Genomic DNA, 21,181 nt, shown 5'->3' on the forward strand with positions numbered 1-21,181 from the left:
AAGCTTTTCCCCGCTGCCCCTCGACTTGCATGTGTTAGGCCTGCCGCTAGCGTTCATCCTGAGCCAGGATCAAACTCTTCATTGTATTTCCTTGAATGTCTGTCCGACACCCGGAAATAACCGAGTCCCTGCATCAAAATGGTTTGTTCTTAATTCTACGCTGTCGTTACAATATGTATATGAACTTCTTTGTTTTTTCTCTCGTTTTTCAGCCTCTCGGCCTTTCGAAAGCGCCCTGCCTTATCAGCTAAGCGGGTGCAAATATACGCACGTTATTTTCTTACCGCAAAATGTTTTTCAATATTTTTTTCGAAAAAAAATCAATTCATTTATAAGTGCTTGTTTATCAGCTTTTCCTTTTTTTCTTCTTAACGAATTTTATGAAAAGAAATTCCAGACCAACCCAAATCTGATTACAAAATCGCGGTAGGGATAATTTGGAGCGGAGTAATAATTAGGCTCTGAAAAGATAGAATTAAGGTGTTCTGCCTTTAAATAAATCCGGGTCTGCTTCACTTTGGCGTTTATAAAAACATCCAATAAAGGATACCCTCCCAACTCTTCGTTGTTCTGAATATAAAATTCCCCCAACAGTGGATTGTATGCATCCATATTATATGATGTGAAGTATTTAAAGGTCACCCCTGTTTGCAGAAACATCGCTTTTTTAAATACATCACTTGAAAAGTATAGGCTATTCCGTGTAACCACCTGTGGAAGATTGAGCACTTGATTTCCTTGATCTACCTCTTGATACATTACCGTATTCATTAATGCCCACTTTCTCCATTTTATTTCTTTTTCATATTTAACTTTTAAGTGGTTGACCGTGCCGGATTCTTGAAATGGCCTTACGAATGCCGTTTCCTGACCCAATCCTATTTCTTCTTCGCTTGCGGTAGATGCAAAGTAGGTGTAATTGTCCACTGCGCTATACTCTGCTTCCAATTGACCAAAATATTTTGAATCGAAACCAAACTTGATACTCTGTGTTTGTACCTTTTCGAAGGTGTTGTTGTTTTGCCAATTGAAATTGCGATAATCACTTTGATAGAGCAAATAATTGAAGTCTGGCATCCGTGAAGAAATATGTATGGCGCCCGTTATTGAATTGTTGTCGTTTAACCGATATCTTGCCATGGCATCAAAATTATTACCGGTAAGGTCTCCAGAAACGGTGTAGTTGACGTTTCCTTTTAGAAAAAATGGCCCTAAAGTGTTACTATACGACCCTCCAACCGAAATTTCTTCTCCTTTCAATTTATTTTGAATGGTTTCTTCTTCGGTTATGAGAAGACTATTGAAGAAATAATTATAGTTGTACAGGCTTATATTGCCAGATAATCTGCCCAAAGTTCTGTTTGAAAACTCCACCGATCCTTTATTGAACATGGTCTTTAGTCGCGCCCTATCTTCAATTGGGATCAAAAACGGGTCTTGACCAAATGCATCATTCTGTCGGGTTTGTTCAAAATCGTATATTTTGGATTCGTAACTAAACTCATGCCCCATAACCAAGGTAGTTGGCTCTTTGTCCGTTGAATCTTTTTTGTGGTTGACCAATTTGTATTGGTGATCCAGAAAATAGCGCTTTCCCAATATTCGATTTTTGGCATCGGTATACAGTAAATCGATTTTTGCCCTATCCTGAAAATCGGGCAAATCATCTTCGAACTGAGTCCTATCCAATAACCCCCCGCTTTCTTCACTTTGCATTTCTTGCGCCGCTATATGTCCGCGAAGGCCGTATTTTTCATTCCGTGTGAGATAATTAAAGGTTACCCTAAATTTACCATCCTGAGCTTCTTCATACCTGTATTTTCCCAATGAGCGAAAACCATTGTAGGCTATGGATGCGTTAAATCGCTCGGATACATTAAAGGTAAGCAATGCATCCAAAAACTGTCCTTGCTCCATGGTTGTCTTGAACATAAGCTCTGTCATCGGAGTAGGGACATTATAATAGTTGATGTCCTCCTTTTCAAAATATCCTGGATGTTTTGCTGTAGCTCCTATCCGGGGATAATAGGATATTCCTGAAAAACTCTTGCCAAGCTCGTTATAAGGTTGACCCATATTCGCAAAAGGCATCAACTCAAAATCATCTTTTCTAAGGTAATTGTACTTGTATTCTTTTTTTATGGTTAAAGTGGTGTCCACATAGGCAGTGTCCCTTTGATAGGAAATTATCTTATAATCACGGATACTGATAGAATCTTCCTTTTTAGCTGCCAACTTACCCATTCCCGTATCTTTTAATTTTCGCTTTGTTGAATCCTTGGATTTGGCCAAAAGTGAGTCTTTATCTTGAAGCTGCAAGGAATCTGCCTGTTTTGTTGGTGGTAACGAGTCTTGTTGAGCCATAAGGGCATGGCCAAAAAATAAAAGCAGGGGCAATATTAAAAATCTCATTCCGTGATATTGGTTGGGCAAAGGTAAAAGTTTTGTTTCTAAAGAAATGTGAAAAGTTTGGGCATAAAAAAACCCCGCCGATTGGCGGGGTTTTTACTAAAACTTATATAACAGCTCAAAACTAGTTTTGAGTTGAAATGCTTGGATTATTTTGAATTTCCGACTGGGGAATTTCAAAGGTCAATCTTTCATCATCGTAATTGATCGGAGTCCCTACATTTGAAAGGTGATTGTCCCCTCTAACAACGGTTCCTTGGTTTCTCTTTAGGGAAAGATAACTTTTTCCTTCTCCCCAAAGCTCAATACGGGTTTGAAGATAAATCTCATCCAATAGTGCTTGACCAGAAAGACCATCAACATATGCCGTACTTGGCAATCTCTCTGCCAATAAATCCTTCAATATGGTTCGTGCCGCTCCAGCATCACCTGCTTTGGCAGCAGCCTCGGCATGCAATAAATACATTTCTGCCACCCTTAAGTAAACATAATCTGTAGTAATGTTGGCCTGACCACCTATTACCCTGTCCGGGTGGTAGAATTTATTTAAAGGCATTAAATCCGTATATTCCCCGATTGGCTCGGCAAACTGTTGTTTACGCACATCATCCTCTGGAATGGCGGCATAAAGGTCTGAGTCGATAGCCTTAGCATCACCTGCCCAAGCATAGCTATAGGTGTAAAGGTCCATTTGCCCCCACCAAGAAACGAGCCCAAGACCAGCATCAACCGTTAGGTCAACGCCCCAAATCCATCCTGAGGTGTTCAAATCATTGAAACCGCCCAAGACTTCCTCTGAGTTCATCAATGTATAGCCTCCATTGTTTATAACATCGGCGGTCAAATCCATAACCTCCTCATGGCTGTCTCCTTTGGATGCCAATACATATGCGAGGATAGCCTGGGCAACAGTTTTATCCACTTGTCCCTTTGAGCTTCTGGAAAATCCGTCCAACAAGGAAATAGACTCATTTAAATCCTTTTCCATTAGAGCATAAATCTCCGAAGTAGCCACCTTTGGCCCATTCAGGTCGTCTGGGCTATCGTATATAGGTAGAATCTCAGCTGAAGGGTCGTAAGAATTTGCAAAGTATTGGGTCAAATAGAAATAAGCATGGGCACGAAGTGCTTTGGCCTGTCCCATCAAAAACTTATTCTCTTCTATTTCAGGAATTACATCATTACCGCCCAAGGCATCGATCACCAAGTTCGCAGAGCGAATAACACGGTAATAGAACCTCCAAGGCATGTAGTTTCTTGTTCTGGTAAAATCCTGTGTGGCCTGGAACTCTGTAATATCGGCCCTGTACCAACCATATGTACTTACGGAAAGTGCCATATCACCTGAAAGCATATCTCCGTAGATGTCATATCCCTTATGTCCAAAGTCATCATGGTTTGTGGTACCACCACTTTCCGTAGCGAACATTGTTGAGTAGATACCCGAAATTGTTCCTTCAATTACAGCTGGGTTAACGGCAGCCGCCTCCCCAACTTGCTCTTGTGTCAAGAACTCGGACGGTTGCTCGTCCAAGAAATCCTTTCCACAGCCTGCCAACAATAATAGTGCGGCTATAACTGATAATTTAATATTACTATTTTTCATAACGTTTTTTTCTAAAATTTAACTCTTACACCCAAGGTCACGGTAGTCAACGGAGCATAAATTCTCCTTGCCGAAGCACCGTTCTCTCTTACAGATGGGTTAAAACCTTCTCTAGCAGTTTTGATTGCCAAATTATCACCAGCCAACCAAATGTTCACGTTGTCAATCCCCATTCTTTCAACATCTTTTTTGGGTAACGTATATCCGATTTTGGCATTGTTAAAGGCAAGATAATCCGTACTTGTCAACCATCTTGTGGTATTTACCCTTTGATCTTGACCTGTAGCGTCATCCAAACGTGGTACATCTGTAATGTCCCCAGGGTTTTGCCATCTTTGAGAAATATCCTTGTGGAAGTTCGTAGACGCTGCGCCAAAGTTATCACTCATCAATTCTGAGTATTGGTTATCCATGGCCCATCCTCCAACACTATAAGTAAACTGTGCGGAAAAGTCGAAGTTTTTCACTTGAGCCGCAAGTCTGAATGCACCGAACAAATCAGGAATACCTGATTTACCAACATATTTCTGTGTTGCATCGGCATAGGTTTCAGTGACTTGTCTTTCAATGTTGGCGTCTGGATTTTCATCCATGTATGCCATCATATCGGCAATACCATCCTCACCATCATCAAGAGTCCCGTTACCATTAGCATCGTTAAAGTATTGGTAGTATTGACCTACACCATTTTCTGGATTGACTCCGGCCCACTCCCTGATGTAAAAATCATAAATAGAGCTTCCTTTGGAATATCCGTAAGGAGATGCAGATGTATCCAAAATCCGTGGCTCACCTGTCGATGGCTCAAGAGGCATGGTAAGAATCTCGTTGTTGATATGGGATCCATTAATAGAGAAATCCAATTTGAAGTCCTCTTTATTAAAAATGTGGCTAGTAAGGTTGAATTCGATACCTTGGTTCAACAATTCACCATCGTTAACCGTAATAATTGCGATACCTTGTGATGGCCCAACCCTTCTCTCAAAAATCAGGTTATCCGTCTTTTTACTATAGAAATCGACAACACCATCCAAATATCTTCCCAATCCAAATTCAACACCTGTCTGAAACATTTTGGAAGTTTCCCATGTCAAATCTGGGTTCCCGTTGTCCCTTATGGAAAGGGAAATTTGATCGTTCAAGTTATTGATGTCGTAGGTATCATAAGCTACATAATAATCTTCATCACCGGTGGCCCTATCTTGACCAACTGCTTGGTCCCCTGTTATACCATAGGAAGCTTTCAACTTCAAGAAATCGAAAACACCGTTTCCGGACATAAAATCTTCATTGCTTACCACCCATGCAGCACCAACCGAACCGAAGGTACCCCACTTTTCGTTGATAAACCTTGAAGAACCGTCCCTACGTACCGAGGCGGTCAAGAAATATTTCTTGTCGTAATCATAGTTTACCTGACCAAAGTATGACTCAATGCTATACCCTCTGGAAAAACCGGAAGGAGGTCCTTGCGAAACAACAAAGTTGTTCAATTCGTAAATATCGGGGTGTACAGCCAATCTTTTTGAGGCCACGCTTTGCTCTCTCTCGAACTGGTTGTTCTCATGTGCGACCAAGGCCTCAATGGAGTGGCTTCCAAATTCAGTCTGGTAACGCAACAGTTTTAAGAAGTTGGTTGTCAAGAAATTCCTATCCCTTTGGTACAAGTCACCCCCAGTGGAAATACCACCACCATAGAATGGGTTAGTGAATGACTTATAACGTTCAGTGGCAAACTGTGCACCAAAACGGGTTTCGAAGGTCAATCCCTTTGCAATATCGATATCCAAGGAGAAGTTACCGTTGATTTCGTGTCTGTTAGTACCCACGAAGTCGTACAATGCAGAAGCGATTGGGTTCAACTGGTCGGCATTTGGTCTTGATCTAAAACCAGAAGCCGTACCGTAATCGTACTGATACCCTCCAAAAATTGGGTCTTCCACCAATTGGTAGTTGTCATCTCTCAAGAAAACAGGGAAAATTGGTGCCATTTTATCGGCAAACTCAAACAAGTTTTCAGAACCAACGGTCTGACCATTGTTTTGGCTTTTGGAATAAGCATATCCTGCATTCACTCCAACTTTCAACCATTCCTTAACTTGGGAATCGGCGTTCAATCTAGCCGTATACCTTTGGTATCCAGTATTAAGGGCGTAACCGTTATCGTTCAAGTACCCAATTGAAGTAAAGTATTTACTTTTTTCGTTGCCACCAGCCATTCTAAGGTTGGTTTCCGTTCTAATAGCTGCATCAAAAGCCAAATCGGCATATCTCTGAGGTGTGTATCTTCTTGTAACACCGGGCCGTACCGTACTGGTTGCAGGGTCGATTAACTCACCGCCATCCGCAACGTTCCACATATTGTATCCAGGATGCACATAGTTCACGGAAAATAGATTATCGTTTGCGAAAGCAACAGGATCTTCTTCACCATCCAAGGCAGCACCATTACGAATACCTTCCCAAACATAACCTATGTACTCTTCTGGAGATGTGATTACGTCATACCTTGGTATCAACTGCATGTTGAAACCAGACTTCACATCCACTTCAATGTAAGATTCATTGGCAGAACCTGATTTGGTGGTAATCAAAATAACCCCGTTTGCACCACGAGAACCATAAATTGCGGTTGCAGTGGCGTCTTTTAATACTGTGGTAGTTTTGATATCCGCAGGGTTAATGGAGTTGATACTTCCTGTAAAGGGAACACCATCAACAACATACAAAGGATCTCGGTTACCATTCACAGAACCATAACCTCTTACACGAATAGTGGAAGTAGTACCCGGTTGTCCGGATGTATTGATTACGGAAACACCCGCAACCTCACCTGCCAATGCTTGGGAAACGTTAGAAAATGATTTTACCTCCAAGGCTTCGGCCTCAACAACAGACGCCGTACCCGCAAAGGCTTGTTTTGTTGTGGTACCATAACCTACAACAACCACCTCTTCCAGTGCTTGGGCATCGTCCTGCATTTGCACATTAATAGTGGATGATGCGCCAACAGTCCGCTCCACGGTCGCTTGACCGATGTAACTGAAACGCAAAACTTGTCCTTCGGAAGCTGAGATGGTGTAATTTCCATCAAAATCTGTTTGTGTACCATTAGACGTTCCTACAACGACTATGGAAACACCAGGAAGGGGCAGACCGCTCTGGTCCGTCACGTTACCTGAAACTGTTTTCTCTTGTCCAAAAGAGAAAGACATGCATAACACCAAGAAAGGTGTTAGCATCCATGCTAACTTAGCTTTCATTTATTTCATTTTTTGAATTAGTCCGCTCAAAAATCAATATAAAAAGTTAATATTCAAAAAAATTAACAACTTTACACCCCTAATTCAATGTAGAACATTTCTATGTTTTTATTGATTTAACATTTTATTCACATCGCAACATATTGTTTATTGGGCATGTAAGAATTTTTTTAACTTTTTATTGAGAATTATGTTTTTTTATTGGTTTGGTTTGTTAAATTTCCAGTTGGTATGTTAAAACCGTGTTATCAATCATTATATGAAGCTGGTACAGATGAAGCTGGAAGAGGCTGTTTAGCTGGTCCCGTTACCGCAGCGGCGATTACATTGCCCAAAAACTTCAATAATGACACATTAAATGACTCCAAACAACTTTCGGAATCAAAAAGAGCTTTTTTAAGGCCCATTTTGGAAAAAGAAGCAGTTTCTTTCTCCGTTTGTCACGTTTTTGAGAATGAAATCGATGAAATAAACATTTTAAACGCCTCTTTTTTGGCCATGCACCGTGCCATAGAGAAGTTGTATCCACAGCCTGATTTTATAATTGTTGATGGAAACCGATTTAAACCCTACCCCAATATTGACCACGAATGTATAATTAAAGGAGATGGAAAGTACATGAGCATCGCCGCTGCTTCTATACTTGCAAAAACCTATCGAGACGAATACATGGCCAAAATCCATGAAGAATTTCCCATGTACAACTGGAAAAAGAACAAGGGATACCCGACCAAGGAACACAGGGAGGCCATCAAAAAGTACGGCATTACCAAATACCACAGAAGAAGCTTTAGGCAACTGCCCGAACAATTGACGCTGGATATTTAAAAATCCTAACTTTGTGTCAAACTTAAAGAATGAGATCAAAGGTACTTTTTTGTTTGCTTCCCATATTTATTGCATCCTGTACAAAAGAGGTAAAGACCAAAGATTCCCTTTTGGAACAGTTGCCCCCTAATCCTTCACTCGTTTTAAAGATCAACAACCTGACCAATTTTAAGAGCGAGCTAAAAAACAACTCCAACCTTAAAAGTATTGAGGAGTTTTACAACATAAAGGAAATTTTAGATAAGATCAAGGGATTGAGACATCTTACTACCGATAAAACCTGTGTGCTCGCACTTTACGAAGTAGGCAAGGACAACCACGACTATATTTTGGCCACCAAAAATGATTCCGGTATTTTCAATGTAGACAGCGTGTCCAACAAAACCGTGGAAACCTTAACCTACGAAGGCATCAATGTAACCAAATACAATCTTGATGGCCTAGAAGTCTATAGTCTACGGAAAAACAACGACATCTTATTGAGTTCCTCCATGATGCTGATGGAAAACCTCATCAGAGTTAGCGAAAATACACCTGTGGACCCTACGCTGAAAAAACTTTATCAGGCAAGTTCGCTCGATAAGTCGGCCACAATATTTATCAACCCTAGTGGGAATACATCTTTGTTAGCGCTAAAAGAGCAGGATAAAACCACGGACAATCCATTTTCTTCTTGGGTTTCTTTGGATTTCACAGCAAATTCCGACGAAGTTAACTTGAGCGGCGTAGCCATGACTCCCGATTCCACAAAAAATTTCATCAATTTATTCAAGGGCACATCTCCCTTGGCCAACAAAACACCTTCCTATGCACCATTAACTGCACAGGCCATACTATCCTATACTTTTGACGATTACCAAGTGTTCGCCAACAACCAGAACATTTATTTGGACAGAGTGAAGAAAACCGATTCCCTATTCAATACCATTGAAGAAGTTGGGATAATCTATTTGAACAACGAAAAGGTCGTCCTTTTAAAATCTTATGGCACCGAAAGTTTGTATGATTATTTGGATAGTAAAAAAACGGCTTCTCAGGACTACCAGGGCAGTGAAATTATAGAGCTCGAAAATCCAAATATTGTTGAAGAAGGTTTTACGCCCTTGGTCAAAGATTTTGAATCCAATTTTTGCACAATCTTAGAGAACAGCTTTATTTTTTCGGAACAGAAAGAAGCACTACAGACCATCATCAGCAATCATAAAAGCGCTTCTTCTTTTGACGGTGACCAAGGTTTTAAAACAGCAAAGGCATCCTTGGCGAGCGAATCCAGCATGCTTTTTGTTTCCAATGCTTCAGGAATTGATTTTTTTGCTGAACAGGAACTTTCCCCAGAGGTATTCGAGGACATCAAAGACAAAGATTTCAAGGAGCAGGTTTTTGCATCTCAAATGGTAATGGACAATGGTTTTGGGCATTTCAATCTGTTGGTATCAAAAATTGAAAAGAACCTGGAAAGAAACACAGTGTCCCCCCTATTTACTTTGGAGTTGAACACCGATTTGGCCACAGACCCCCAGTTTGTGAAAAATCACAGGACCAAACAACAGGAAATTGTGGTACAGGACCAGAATAATGTCCTATATCTTATCTCCACCGATGGAAAAGTACTTTGGACCAAACAATTGGACGGCAGAATCCAAGGCGAAATACAACAGGTTGACATTTACAAAAACGGAAAACTCCAGCTCGCCTTCACCACAAACGACCAATTTTTGATTTTGGACCGCAATGGCGACGAAGTTCCTCCTTTTACTATTGATTTTGAAGGCGGCAACCTAAACCCATTGGCCGTTTTTGATTATGATGGCAGCCGAAATTATCGCTTTGTGGTCACCCAAGGCAAAAAAGTATATATGTACAACAATCAGGGCAAGATAGTCCGCGGATTTACCTTTACCGATGCCCCGAGCAATATTTTGGATGCCCCCAAACATTTTAGGGTGGGCAACAAGGATTACTTGGTGTTTAAACAGGACAACAGCACCCTCAGAATTTTGCACCGAGTGGGAAGCGATCGGATTAAAGTGCCTGAAAAGATAGACTTTTCCAACAATGGAGTGTTCCTGTATAAAAACAAGTTCTCGGTAACCAACAAAACTGGTGTGCTTCATCAAATTGATACGAACGGAAAATTGACAGCCACCAATTTTAACCTAAATCCCGATCACGGATTTTATGCCACGAGCAATACCTTGGTTTTTATGGACGACAATGTACTCAGTATTAAAGGAAGGAAAGTAGAACTGGAGCTGGGCGTATATTCCAAACCTAAAATCTTTTACATCTACGATAAAATATATGTGGGTGTTACCGATATCCAAAACCATCAAATCTATTTGTACGATAGCCAAGCGGAACCTATTCCCAATTTCCCCGTATTTGGCAGCTCGTTGATCGACCTTACCGATATGGATAATGACAGAAGATTGGAATTGGTGGCCAAAGATCAGGAAAACTCCTTGATCGTATACAAAATAAACTAGTTCGCTTTGTTATTGCAACCTGTACAATAATTGTTACGAAACATACATTTTTAGTCTGTACGAGGGTTTTATTTGAGTAGTTTGGACAGTATTGCTTTATCAACAAACTAAAAACACTTTTAAATGAAAACCTCAAACAAACTATTCTACTGTTTGTCCTTTGCCCTATTGCTGGGCACCAGCGGAGAGGCTCAGTTCTTTAAAAAATTGGCCAAAAAAGCGGAAAAGGCAGCTGAACGCACAGTTGAAAGACGGGTAGAAAGAGAAACCTCTAAAAAAACGGACCAAGCCCTCGACAGCATCTTGGAGCCGGGTTCTGGAGGGCAACAAGCTCCGGGAGCCCCTTCAGAAAATGGGAACCCTACGGGTGCCAATACCGAAAACAGCACCTCAACCCGTCCAGCAGCGGGCAGTCCAAAAACTATTGAAGTCTACAGTAAATTTGATTTTGTACCGGGTGACAAACCTTTATTCTTCGATGACTTCAACGATGAGTTTATGGGCGATTTTCCCTCCAAATGGAATACCAACGGTTCCGGGGAGGTGGTCACGATTGGCTCCATACCCGGCAAATGGTATTCCGTAGCCAGTAGAAGTATTACCGTGCCCAATTTGGGCACCACCCTCCCCGATGACTTTACTATGGAGTTTGACCTTAAAGTGGTCAACTTGAGCAGAAATACGGGTTCTGGCGCCAAATTGGGTATCTATTTTTCCGAAACCTCAGGACTTACCACTAACGAAAACAATGTATTGGCCAACCTCAACTTTTGTCAATATATAGCGATCGGGGTAAGAGTGGACAACAATTTTAAGGGAGATCCAGCTCCCATACAGAACACTTTACAACAAGACTTACGAGAGATTTACAAGGATGTGGCCCACGTGTCCATAGCTGTAAACAAAAATAGGTACCGCCTTTGGCTAAACGAGATAAAGGTCGCCGATCTTCCACAATTCATTGTAAAGCCAGAATTGATCAACTATGTAAAGTTTTATGTGACTGGTATAGACAAACAAAAGAGACAGGAACAAGTATTGATCAGCAACCTGAAAATTGCAGAAGGTGGTGTTGATTTACGCAGGAAACTCATGGCCGAAGGAAAAATCTCCACCAACGGCATACGTTTCAACTCCGGTTCGGCGGATATCTTACCACAATCCATGGGTATAATCCGCCAAATCTCCCAAGTGTTGAATCAAGATTCCGCTATGAGCCTCAACATTGTGGGACATACCGATTCTGATGGTTCGGACGAAAGCAACATGAAACTTTCCAAAGACCGGGCCGAGGCCGTTAAAAAAGCACTGGTCTCCGTTTATGGGATTTCCGAAAACCGATTGAGTTCCGAAGGAAAAGGAGAAGCAGAACCTGTTGCTGATAATGGTACCGCACAAGGCAAAGCACAAAACCGCAGGGTTGAATTCATTAAACTTTAATAAAACATGAAACGATATTTTCTATTACTGCTACTTGCCGTATTTACGACCTCCATATCACAGGCACAATCCACTTGCAGCACATACTATCCGTTGGTTGATGGGGCCAACCTTCAATACACCAATTATAACAAAAAGGGTAAAGAGGATGGACAAATCAACTACACAGTCACCAATGTGGAAAGCAGTGGCGACAATGTAAGCGCCACGATGATGATGGAAATGGTGGACAGAAAAGGGAACACCTATACTTCGGATTATGAGATTGCTTGCGATGGCAACGTTGTCAAAATAGATTTTAAATCTCTGATGAACGACCAAATGCTCAGCCAAATGGGCGATGTTGAAATGGATATGTCGGGCACCGATGTGGAATTGCCCAACAATCTTTCCGTGGGACAAGAGTTACCCGATGCCAATATGGAGCTTAAAATGAAAATGGGCGGGGCAATCAACATGAATACCAATGTGGAGACCATCAACCGCAAAGTGGAAAAGCAAGAAAGCGTGACCACTCCGGCCGGTACTTTTGACTGTTATGTAATCTACAGCGAAACCAAGACCAAAATGATGATGGCCAACCAAACCTTTCCTTCCCGCACATGGTTTGCCAAAGGGGTTGGTATGGTAAAACAAGAATCGTACAACAAAAACGGTAAATTGATGGGCAGTATGGTTTTGACCCAGTACAGCAAATAACTGATTTACTTTGTAAAAACAGAAAAAACCGAGGCGTGCACCTCGGTTTTTTATGGTATAGATTAATTCTTATTTTTTATCCGGCAAAGGGGAAATCATAATGTGGGCCCTGTGCGTTCCAGGGTTCATGATCCAAGGGTGGTTTGGCCCTACAGGCTTTTCAGGAAGCCCCGTGGATTCCGCAGTGGCAAATGGCAAATACACCACATAACGGTAATGTGCTCCTTGCACTTCATTGGTTTCCGGATTGTATTGATCGCTTTCCCCATAATAAATATGAAGGGTGGATCCCGGTTTCCCCATATCCAGCTTACCCGATTTTGCTTCTTCTTCGCGAATATCAAAAATTTCGGGACCTGTTTTTCCTTCGGCCCTCAGCTCTCGGCCTCTTGCCATAAAAGGTTCCAAACTTTTATGATAGCAGGCCGCATTGAATCCTGATTGTTTGGGATTGTCGGCCAGGACAATGAATTCGTTATCGCCTTCTCGGAGCGTTACAAAATCCCCTGCCATATTATACCCGATGACCTTACATCCATCGCGGCTTTCCGCTGGAGCTGCCATTAAAGATGCAGCGATCAAAGCTTCGTCGGAGTCTATCGGCACATAGTTGGTTTTGACTGAATCAACCATATTATTTTCCACCGTTGCGGAATCATCCGTATCTTTTTTGTTTTCAGAAGTATTCTTGCAGGAGACCAAAATTCCTATCAAGGCAATTGCTATTGTAAGTTGTTTCATGGCGTGTTGGTTTTAGTTATAGGCTTTATCAAGGGAACTGGCCTAACATAAACTTGTTTTACTTGTTTCGAACTAAGATTATGCCAATATGTTGAATTGGAAATATAAGGATTTTATGAGACAAGATTTGCAGTATTTTTACATATCGATTTCTAAATCAAAATTTTAACAACACCTAGATTTTGGGTGAAATGATATTAGCCACAGTTTTTCTAATCAAACTCCCATCTTACGAATGGTCCAAAATTACTGTTGAAAACTTTGTCCGGTCCTGCCCAATCTAAATTAGCACCCAAGCCAAATATAAACTGATTCTTTTGGACACCTGCCCTTATATAAATATAGCTAATATTATGTTCATTATAGTTAATACTGAAATTATGAATGAATTGTAATCTGCTGTAAAATTTCCAGCTATTGTTAATGGATGGATGATACTCATACAATCCGAATAATTTTGCATCAAAACCATCATTAAGGAAAAAGGACAAATTTGTTACTGCTAAGAAATTTTTATTTGCAAAACTATGTTTAGGGCCTAATATGGGAGAAAAACCTGCAAATGAGTTAAAGTCCAAGCCTGCCATGACTCCGAAACCCTTCTTAAAATTATATCCGAATTGAGAAATAATTATTGCCCTGTTTTCTTCCACATCATTTTTATAATTTGCTGTATATGTAGCTAAACCAAAAAAATCAAATTTACTGGTTGGACTGAAAAATCTTTTTAACACAAACTGTGAGTACACCTCTTTGTTTCCCGCCATAATCTCAACAGGAACTGGGGGTTTGGTATTCTGAGCAAAAGTCTTTAAAATGCCAAAGGATAAAACAATTAAAAAAGAAAGATAGATTTTAAATGATTTCATATCTAGGTGTTATAGTTCGAGGCAAAACTATAAACCTGTATAGGAAGAAAAGTCGCTCTAGAGCAACGATTAAAGTTTTGATTTTAAGCGGCTTAATGTGTATGGAGTAATGCCTAAATAGGAAGCAATCATTTTATTGGACAGTCTGGACAAGATCCTAGGTTGATAACTCATTAGCCATTTTAATCGTTTTAAGGTTTCCTCTCCCTGAAAATTATATATCCTTTTTACCGATGTTACATAGGCCATCTCCAATATGTCCCGATAAATCAGATTTATTGATGGCTCTGTTTTAACCAACTCATAAAAATCTTCTTTATCAATGTATAGAATTTCAGATTTTTCAATTGACTGTATATTCTCTTTGGATGGTTCATTGGTGATTAAGCTAGTAAGATCGGTTCCAAATTTCCCTTCAAAGGCGAAGTATCTTGTTAATTCTTTGCCTTCTTCATTAAGATGAAAAAATCTCAAACAACCATGATTTATAAAATAAACTCTTCTACATACTTCTCCTGCCCTTAAAAGGGTCTCATATTTCTTTAAATTTTTAACTTTAAAGCACTGTGAAAAATGATTAAATTCCTCTTTGTCAATACTTGCTTTTTCCTTAATATAATTAAATAAAATAGAGTGCATCTTTTTAAAGATAAAGCATTTGTGAAAATTAGAGCTCACCTTTAAGTATTATTATATCCGCCAATAAGTGATTTCAGTGTAATTTACTGATAATCGATAGTCGTGTGTGTAATTTGGCAGATGGAAACTAACCTAAACCCCAGCCTTTTCCTTGATCAACTCCGCCTCAAAAAGCGTGGTAAAATGTTTCAGAAGTTTTTCTTTTACTTCCTCCATATCCACTTCTTTTTGACCAAGTTCCACATTTAGCGAAGTAACTGCTTTGTCCTTGATGCCACAGGGAATCATCATATCAAAATAACCAAGGTCGGTATTTACGTTTAGGGCAAAACCGTGCATGGTCACCCAACGGCTCGCGCGCACGCCCATGGCACATATTTTTCGGGCAAAGGGAGTGCCCACATCCAGCCAAACACCGGTTTCTCCTTCGGAGCGCTGCCCTTTTAGGCCATATTCGGCCAAGGTGAGAATCACCATTTCCTCCAAAAAACGAAGGTATTTGTGAATGTCCGTGAAGAAATTGTCCAAATCCAAAATGGGGTAGCCCACTACTTGTCCTGGGCCGTGATAAGTAATATCGCCTCCCCGGTTTATCTTATAAAAAGTTGCTCCTTTTGCTGCGAGTGCTTTTTCATCAACCAACAAATTATTGATGTCGCCACTTTTACCCAAAGTGTACACATGCGGGTGTTCCACAAACAAAAAATGGTTTGGGGTTTCAAGGCCTGCATCCTCCCGTCGGTTACGCACCTTGGTGTCCACAATGTCCTTGAACAGCGTTTCTTGGTAATCCCAAGTTTCCTTGTAATCCTCGAATCCTAAATCTTGCAGGGCAACTTTCTTGTTCATACCACAAAGATACGAAGCAGAGGAATGGAAAACTATTTCTCCAGTTCCACTTCCAAATCCAGTACGGATGGGTCCTTCATCAAATCCAAGAAGTTCACCTCATAAATCAAAGTTTTGCCATCTTGGCTAAAGGTCGCCTCCTCCACAGTGGTGGATTTTATCTTTTTTGGGAAATGATATTTTAAGGTATAGGTAGAGCCCGACAGGAACATTTCGGCTCCTTGCAAACTGTCCAACTGCTGCTGGAACAACTCCTGATCTACGATTTTAGCGGTACGGGCAAACTTATTTTTCTTAAATGAATAGTTAACCTCCGTAGCTTGTTCGTTAGGCTTTACTTTTCCCTGCTGTGGATTGGAATTTCCTCCTATTGCACTTGCTTCTTGAAAATTGCTAAAGGCACCGTTCATCTCGCTCACTTTTTTAAACTCACTGAACAGGTCGAACATCATTACCTTTTTTTCAGGGTCCATAACCATGCGCATGTTAAATGGCTCCAATTTTTTCAATTTGGCCTGTTCTTCCGGCGACAATTGTGCAATGCTATCTTTCTTCTCTTCCAAAAAATCCTTAAAAGAAATAATGGAATCTATCGGTTCTTCACTCGTTTTGGCCATTTCTTCACCGGCCATTTCCATCATTTCGGAACCATCAAAATTTATGGACAATTTTCCCGAACCATCTTCTTCTAAATGGATTTCTTCTGTAAAATTGCATGCGTAGGTCAGGGCAACCAGCATTGCCAATAACAAGATTTGGATTTTTCTCATAAGATTTTTAGTTAGTGTTGTTTAAAATAACCAAGGCCCCTATAACTCCGGGAACCCAACCGCAAAGGGTTAAAAGTAATACAATAAGGATAGAGCCACAACCTTTTCCGATGACTGACAAAGGCGGAAACAATATGGCCAACAAAACTCTCCAGAAACTCATTTTTTTGATTTTGATTGATGATACCTATATGTAGTTAAAATAATGTTTTTGTTACATAAAAACCACTATTTTTAGCCCGAATCGGATAAATAATGCGGTTTTTAGTACTTTTTTCAATACTGATACACTCTTCTGTCCTCTTAGGGCAATACCGTTTTTCGGGGCAGGTCTCTGAGGAAAATGCGGGCAATTCCATTTACTTATCATTGGTGGAGGATTACCGTAAATCTTCGCGGGTGTACTTGGACCAAATCGTTCAGAAATCAGAAGTGGACTCATTGGGCCATTTTTATTTTGAAGGAAATAATCTCAACGAACAAAACCGAATCTATCGCATTCATTTGGATGGCTGTTCAGACAACACGGGCGCCAATCACTTTTTGGGTCAATGCAACAATAGTAAAAACGTACTTTTTTTGGCCAACAATAAAGATACACTCGAGTTCCCTACTTCTTTTGAAGATCAATCGCTCTGCACCATATCTTCCACCAATCCAAAATCTGGCCTGTTATTGGAAATTGAAGGCTTAAAAGAGCATATGGCCTACGATTTTGCGGACTACCCAAGCGAGGCCAACAAAAAATTGAATTTGGACAAATGGTTCAAAAACCTACACAGTTTTGGACAGGAAACCAACGAACCCTTGGCCGAACTCTATATCTATGATTTTTTATCGGATAAAAGAAACGAAACTTTTCGATTTTATCTGGAAGACCTAACAAGCAATGATTATTACGAAAACTTGTCCGAAAGATTGGTCAGCACCTATCCTGAAGCTGAATTTACCCAACAATACAGGGCCGAGATAACCACAGATAAAGAATTGGCTAGTTTCAATCGACCAAAATCTTCCAAATGGAACCGCACCATCATCGCCCTTTTGGCTGTTTCCCTTTTGGGCAATGTGTTGTTCTTCCTCGGCAAAAAGAAACAGAATTCTTATCAATTACTTGAAAAACTCACCCCTCAAGAGCAAAAAATCGTCAACTTGATGTTGGAAAACAAGACCAATAAAGAGATTGCTTCGGAACTTTTTGTGAGCGTGAGCACCATTAAAACACACATCAATAACTTGTACAAGAAACTCGGCGTTTCCTCTCGGGAAGAAATGGCGCTCCGTTTCAAAAAATAATAGATGTAGTGTTTACTTTTTAACTACCAACCTAGATTGGATGGACTTGAACCTGTCCCCCAATCGCTTTCAAAACTTTCATTATGGTAGCAAACTGAGGTTTGGCACCATCCGAAAGTGCCTTGTACAAACTTGGTCTGCTCAATCCAGTTTCCTCGGATATTTTTGTCATTCCAATGGCTTTCGCAATATGTCCGATAGCGTTTATGACATCTCCACTATCACCTTCTTCTAAAACGGTATTGAGGTATTCAGCAATCATTTCTTTGCTGTCCAAATAATCCGCTATGTCAAATTTTGAGGTTCCCATTTTCTATCCTTTTAACTTGTTCCAGATTTCTTTTGCTTTCTTTATGTCCCTTGTTTGAGAGCTTTTGTCACCGCCTGCCAGTAAAACAACTACTCTGCCATTCTTTTCTTTAAAATAAACCCTATATCCTTTGGCAAAATGTATTCTAATCTCGCTAATTCCATTACCTACGCTTTTACAATCCCCAAAATGCCCATCATTTTCAATTTTTTGAATTCTGAATAGGATTCTAGCCTTCGCTCTTACATCTTTCAATTTTCTTAGCCACCTATCGAATTCTACAGTTTTTTCAATAAAGAACATATAAAAATTGTATCCAATTGGATACAAATATAGATTTAATTCTTGAATCTTAAATGAATGCTCATATTAATTTTACTTGTCCATAAAAATGGATTGCCCACTTCAAAAAATAAATTTCAACCCCCGGTCTAGTCCTTATTTCCAACACCTAAAACTTCGCTCAACAATTGATTTTATTGAATTTGGCCACCTAACCATAAATCACATAAAATCATGAAAAAAGTTTTTATCACACTACTTATGCTTTGCATTGCTTGTGTTTCGGCACAAGAATTCAACAGGGAAATCACCACCGAAAATGGATTGAAGTTTTTGGTAGGGCAAATCAACCTCGACGGATTGCAGTCCCAACCCTACAACAACTGGTTCCAAAACAGGTATGAAAGCTACCACCCAGACGAAACCATGGTCGCACTTTTTAAGGAAAAATTAGCGGAATACGACATCAAACTATTTTTGGGCACTTGGTGCGGCGACAGTAAACGGGAAAGCCCCAGATTCATAAAAATATTGGAAGCCACCGATTTTCCAATGGAGCAATTGGAAATCATCGCTTTGGATTACCGAAAAGGACATTATAAAACCAGTCCCACGGGCGAAGAAAAGGGGTTGAACATTATAAAAGTGCCCACCATCATATTTTTTAAAGATGGAAAAGAAGTCAACCGAATCGTGGAAAGTCCCCAGGAAACTTTGGAGGAAGACATTGCTCAAATTGTATTTAAAAAGGACTATGTGCCCAATTATGCATATTAAGTTTGGACAAGGCAAGGATTTAAAGCGCAAAAGTGTAATTTTGCGCTTTAAATTTTTTACAGACTATGCAACTATCGGAACAAGAGATCGTTCGAAGGGAAAAATTGACCAAACTCAGGGAAATGGGCATCAACCCATATCCCGCAGCATTGTATCCTGTTGATGCCACTTCTAAGAGCATCAAGAATGATTTTGAAGAAGGAAAAAAAGTAGTGGTTTCCGGTAGATTGATGTCACGAAGAATTCAAGGAAAGGCCTCTTTTGCCGAACTACAAGATGGCGAGGGCCGTATCCAAGTCTATTTTAACCGTGATGAAATCTGCCCGAGCGAAGATAAAAGCTTGTACAACGATGTCTACAAAAAATTGTTGGACATTGGCGATATCATCGGTATAGAAGGAGAGCTTTTCACTACGCAAGTGGGAGAAAAAACCGTGATGGTAAAGAATTTTTCGCTTCTGAGCAAAAGTTTAAAACCATTGCCACTACCAAAGGTAGATGACGAAGGAAAAGTGTACGATGCCTTTAACGACCCAGAACTTCGTTACCGTCAGCGGTATGTAGATTTGGTAGTGAACCCTCATGTGAAGGACACCTTCATCAAAAGAACAAAAATTACCAACAGCATACGGGAGTTCTACAACCAAAAGGGATACTTGGAAGTAGAGACCCCGATTCTTCAACCCATTCCAGGGGGAGCTGCCGCTCGTCCGTTTTTAACGCATCACAATGCATTGAATGTACCCTTGTACCTGCGAATTGCCAACGAGCTTTATTTGAAGCGATTGATCGTGGGCGGGTTCGATGGTGTTTATGAATTCTCAAAGGATTTCCGTAACGAGGGGATGGACCGCACCCACAATCCAGAGTTTACCGTAATGGAACTCTATGTGGCCTACAAGGACTACAACTGGATGATGGACACCACCGAAAAACTGTTGGAGAAAGTAGCTATTGATGCTACCGGCAGCTCCAAAGTAAAAGTGGGCGATCACGAAATCGAATTTAAAGCTCCCTACCCAAGAGTCCCTATTTTGGAGGCCATTAAAATCCATACTGGTTACGATGTAGCTGGAATGGAAGAGGACGAACTCCGTGAAGTAGCCAAGAAATTGGATATTGAGGTGGATGAGACCATGGGTATCGGTAAATTGATCGATGAGATTTTTGGTGAAAAATGTGAGCACCATTACATTCAGCCTACCTTTATTATAGATTATCCGAAGGAAATGAGCCCGTTGACCAAAGAGCACCGTACCAATCCAAGGCTTACGGAGCGTTTTGAATTGATGGTAAACGGCAAGGAATTGGCCAATGCCTACTCAGAGCTTAACGACCCCATTGATCAGCGCGAGCGTTTTGAAGAGCAGCTCAAACTTTCCGAAAAAGGAGATGATGAAGCCATGTTCATAGACCAAGATTTCTTGCGTGCTTTGGAATATGGTATGCCTCCTACTTCGGGCATCGGAATCGGTATTGACCGTTTGGTGATGTTGATGACAAACAATTCCTCCATCCAAGAAGTATTGTTCTTCCCGCAAATGCGACCCGAGAAAAAGCAAGTGGAGCTTACCGAAGAGGAAAAAACAATCATTGAAATTCTTAAGCCACAAGGCGAAATGCCATTGGCCGACCTTAAAGCAAAAGCTGGTCTGAGCGGTAAAAAATGGGACAAGAGCACTAAAGGCCTAAGCAAACATGGACTTATCAAAGTAGAAAAAACGGAAGACGCCCTACTGGTAAAATATACGGGTTAATCCCATAAAGTTCTATCCCAATCATACACAAATCCCTGAACCTTAAATCAAGTTCAGGGGTTTTCATTTTTAAAAAAAATCCTATCTTTCCACCGTTTTCCTCTTTTCTGAGGAAAATTTCCAGCAGCTACCCCCAATAATCTTACTAAAATCTACTTAT

Annotated in this window: 18 protein-coding genes and 1 rRNA gene; 7 read left to right on the forward strand and 12 right to left on the reverse strand. The window is 40.5% G+C overall.

Annotated elements, in window-relative coordinates:
* From GO009_RS12270 to GO009_RS12285, 4 genes are all read right to left on the reverse strand, one after another.
* Window positions 1-85, reverse strand: a 16S ribosomal RNA gene (locus GO009_RS12270); the annotation flags it as partial.
* Window positions 86-378: 293 nt separating this feature from the next.
* The gene (locus tag GO009_RS12275; protein ID WP_239057456.1) at window positions 379-2,412 is read right to left on the reverse strand and encodes a putative porin; all 2,034 of its coding nucleotides are present in this window, start codon (window positions 2,410-2,412) and stop codon (window positions 379-381) included.
* A 121-nt stretch (window positions 2,413-2,533) separates the two neighbouring features.
* Window positions 2,534-4,015: a RagB/SusD family nutrient uptake outer membrane protein gene (locus GO009_RS12280; protein WP_163626542.1), complete on the reverse strand. Its 1,482-nt coding sequence runs from the start codon at window positions 4,013-4,015 to the stop codon at window positions 2,534-2,536.
* An 11-nt stretch (window positions 4,016-4,026) separates the two neighbouring features.
* The gene (locus GO009_RS12285) at window positions 4,027-7,278 is read right to left on the reverse strand and encodes a SusC/RagA family TonB-linked outer membrane protein (protein ID WP_163626543.1); all 3,252 of its coding nucleotides are present in this window, start codon (window positions 7,276-7,278) and stop codon (window positions 4,027-4,029) included.
* A gap of 231 nt (window positions 7,279-7,509) precedes the next feature.
* Between GO009_RS12285 and GO009_RS12290 the strand changes: the two genes are divergently transcribed.
* The 4 genes from GO009_RS12290 (at window position 7,510) to GO009_RS12305 (ending at window position 12,731) form a co-directional block, all read left to right on the forward strand.
* Window positions 7,510-8,106, forward strand: a complete 597-nt coding sequence (locus GO009_RS12290; protein ID WP_163626544.1) for a ribonuclease HII — start codon at window positions 7,510-7,512, stop codon at window positions 8,104-8,106.
* Between the two features lie 29 nt (window positions 8,107-8,135).
* Window positions 8,136-10,592 (forward strand): ribonuclease HII, encoded by a 2,457-nt coding sequence (locus GO009_RS12295; RefSeq protein WP_163626545.1) that lies wholly within the window; start codon window positions 8,136-8,138, stop codon window positions 10,590-10,592.
* A 123-nt stretch (window positions 10,593-10,715) separates the two neighbouring features.
* A complete protein-coding gene (locus GO009_RS12300; protein WP_163626546.1) occupies window positions 10,716-12,032 on the forward strand; it encodes an OmpA family protein in 1,317 nt (438 codons plus the stop codon).
* Between the two features lie 6 nt (window positions 12,033-12,038).
* A complete protein-coding gene (locus GO009_RS12305; protein WP_163626547.1) occupies window positions 12,039-12,731 on the forward strand; it encodes a hypothetical protein in 693 nt (230 codons plus the stop codon).
* 69 nt (window positions 12,732-12,800) lie between these two features.
* On the opposite strand, the gene GO009_RS12310 is transcribed toward GO009_RS12305, so the two are convergent.
* From GO009_RS12310 to GO009_RS12335, 6 genes are all read right to left on the reverse strand, one after another.
* Entirely contained in the window at window positions 12,801-13,472 is a 672-nt protein-coding gene (locus GO009_RS12310) for a hypothetical protein (RefSeq protein WP_163626548.1), read from the reverse strand.
* Window positions 13,473-13,684: 212 nt separating this feature from the next.
* Window positions 13,685-14,341 carry a hypothetical protein gene (locus tag GO009_RS12315; RefSeq protein ID WP_163626549.1) on the reverse strand — a complete coding sequence of 219 codons (657 nt, stop codon included), beginning with the start codon at window positions 14,339-14,341 and terminating at the stop codon, window positions 13,685-13,687.
* Between the two features lie 69 nt (window positions 14,342-14,410).
* On the reverse strand, window positions 14,411-14,980 hold the full coding sequence (locus GO009_RS12320) for a Crp/Fnr family transcriptional regulator (protein ID WP_163626550.1): 570 nt from the start codon (window positions 14,978-14,980) through the stop codon (window positions 14,411-14,413).
* A 132-nt stretch (window positions 14,981-15,112) separates the two neighbouring features.
* A complete protein-coding gene (gene lipB, locus GO009_RS12325; protein WP_163626551.1) occupies window positions 15,113-15,829 on the reverse strand; it encodes a lipoyl(octanoyl) transferase LipB in 717 nt (238 codons plus the stop codon).
* 32 nt (window positions 15,830-15,861) lie between these two features.
* On the reverse strand, window positions 15,862-16,599 hold the full coding sequence (locus tag GO009_RS12330) for a hypothetical protein (RefSeq protein WP_163626552.1): 738 nt from the start codon (window positions 16,597-16,599) through the stop codon (window positions 15,862-15,864).
* 7 nt (window positions 16,600-16,606) lie between these two features.
* Window positions 16,607-16,762: a YqaE/Pmp3 family membrane protein gene (locus tag GO009_RS12335; protein ID WP_014032109.1), complete on the reverse strand. Its 156-nt coding sequence runs from the start codon at window positions 16,760-16,762 to the stop codon at window positions 16,607-16,609.
* Window positions 16,763-16,854: 92 nt separating this feature from the next.
* Here GO009_RS12335 and GO009_RS17655 point away from each other — a divergent pair, with 92 nt between their 5' ends.
* On the forward strand, window positions 16,855-17,895 hold the full coding sequence (locus tag GO009_RS17655) for a response regulator transcription factor (RefSeq protein ID WP_239057457.1): 1,041 nt from the start codon (window positions 16,855-16,857) through the stop codon (window positions 17,893-17,895).
* Between the two features lie 31 nt (window positions 17,896-17,926).
* Here the strand turns inward: GO009_RS17655 and GO009_RS12345 are convergent, their stop codons facing one another.
* Together GO009_RS12345 and GO009_RS12350 are read right to left on the reverse strand one after the other, a co-directional pair.
* Window positions 17,927-18,205, reverse strand: a complete 279-nt coding sequence (locus GO009_RS12345) for an addiction module antidote protein (protein ID WP_163626553.1) — start codon at window positions 18,203-18,205, stop codon at window positions 17,927-17,929.
* A 3-nt stretch (window positions 18,206-18,208) separates the two neighbouring features.
* Window positions 18,209-18,508, reverse strand: coding sequence for a type II toxin-antitoxin system RelE/ParE family toxin (locus tag GO009_RS12350; protein WP_163626554.1), 300 nt, complete (start codon window positions 18,506-18,508; stop codon window positions 18,209-18,211).
* Window positions 18,509-18,721: 213 nt separating this feature from the next.
* On the opposite strand from GO009_RS12350, the gene GO009_RS12355 reads away from it, so the two are divergent.
* Window positions 18,722-19,264, forward strand: a complete 543-nt coding sequence (locus tag GO009_RS12355) for a thioredoxin family protein (RefSeq protein WP_163626555.1) — start codon at window positions 18,722-18,724, stop codon at window positions 19,262-19,264.
* 65 nt (window positions 19,265-19,329) lie between these two features.
* A complete protein-coding gene (lysS, locus tag GO009_RS12360) occupies window positions 19,330-21,021 on the forward strand; it encodes a lysine--tRNA ligase (protein WP_163626556.1) in 1,692 nt (563 codons plus the stop codon).
* Window positions 21,022-21,181 lie beyond the last annotated feature (160 nt).

Source organism: Allomuricauda sp. TY007 (assembly GCF_010468565.1).
Lineage (GTDB): Bacteria > Bacteroidota > Bacteroidia > Flavobacteriales > Flavobacteriaceae > Flagellimonas.

Coding starts and splice junctions, on each gene's coding strand:
- GO009_RS17655 (WP_239057457.1), top strand. CDS start 16,855: ATGCGGTTTTTAGTACTTTTTTCAATACTGATACACTCTTCTGTCCTC.
- GO009_RS12310 (WP_163626548.1), bottom strand. CDS start 13,472: ATGAAACAACTTACAATAGCAATTGCCTTGATAGGAATTTTGGTCTCC.
- GO009_RS12290 (WP_163626544.1), top strand. CDS start 7,510: ATGTTAAAACCGTGTTATCAATCATTATATGAAGCTGGTACAGATGAA.
- GO009_RS12335 (WP_014032109.1), bottom strand. CDS start 16,762: ATGAGTTTCTGGAGAGTTTTGTTGGCCATATTGTTTCCGCCTTTGTCA.
- lysS (WP_163626556.1), top strand. CDS start 19,330: ATGCAACTATCGGAACAAGAGATCGTTCGAAGGGAAAAATTGACCAAA.
- GO009_RS12275 (WP_239057456.1), bottom strand. CDS start 2,412: ATGAGATTTTTAATATTGCCCCTGCTTTTATTTTTTGGCCATGCCCTT.
- GO009_RS12280 (WP_163626542.1), bottom strand. CDS start 4,015: ATGAAAAATAGTAATATTAAATTATCAGTTATAGCCGCACTATTATTG.
- GO009_RS12355 (WP_163626555.1), top strand. CDS start 18,722: ATGAAAAAAGTTTTTATCACACTACTTATGCTTTGCATTGCTTGTGTT.
- GO009_RS12320 (WP_163626550.1), bottom strand. CDS start 14,980: ATGCACTCTATTTTATTTAATTATATTAAGGAAAAAGCAAGTATTGAC.
- lipB (WP_163626551.1), bottom strand. CDS start 15,829: ATGAACAAGAAAGTTGCCCTGCAAGATTTAGGATTCGAGGATTACAAG.
- GO009_RS12295 (WP_163626545.1), top strand. CDS start 8,136: ATGAGATCAAAGGTACTTTTTTGTTTGCTTCCCATATTTATTGCATCC.
- GO009_RS12330 (WP_163626552.1), bottom strand. CDS start 16,599: ATGAGAAAAATCCAAATCTTGTTATTGGCAATGCTGGTTGCCCTGACC.
- GO009_RS12315 (WP_163626549.1), bottom strand. CDS start 14,341: ATGAAATCATTTAAAATCTATCTTTCTTTTTTAATTGTTTTATCCTTT.
- GO009_RS12285 (WP_163626543.1), bottom strand. CDS start 7,278: ATGAAAGCTAAGTTAGCATGGATGCTAACACCTTTCTTGGTGTTATGC.
- GO009_RS12345 (WP_163626553.1), bottom strand. CDS start 18,205: ATGGGAACCTCAAAATTTGACATAGCGGATTATTTGGACAGCAAAGAA.
- GO009_RS12300 (WP_163626546.1), top strand. CDS start 10,716: ATGAAAACCTCAAACAAACTATTCTACTGTTTGTCCTTTGCCCTATTG.
- GO009_RS12305 (WP_163626547.1), top strand. CDS start 12,039: ATGAAACGATATTTTCTATTACTGCTACTTGCCGTATTTACGACCTCC.
- GO009_RS12350 (WP_163626554.1), bottom strand. CDS start 18,508: ATGTTCTTTATTGAAAAAACTGTAGAATTCGATAGGTGGCTAAGAAAA.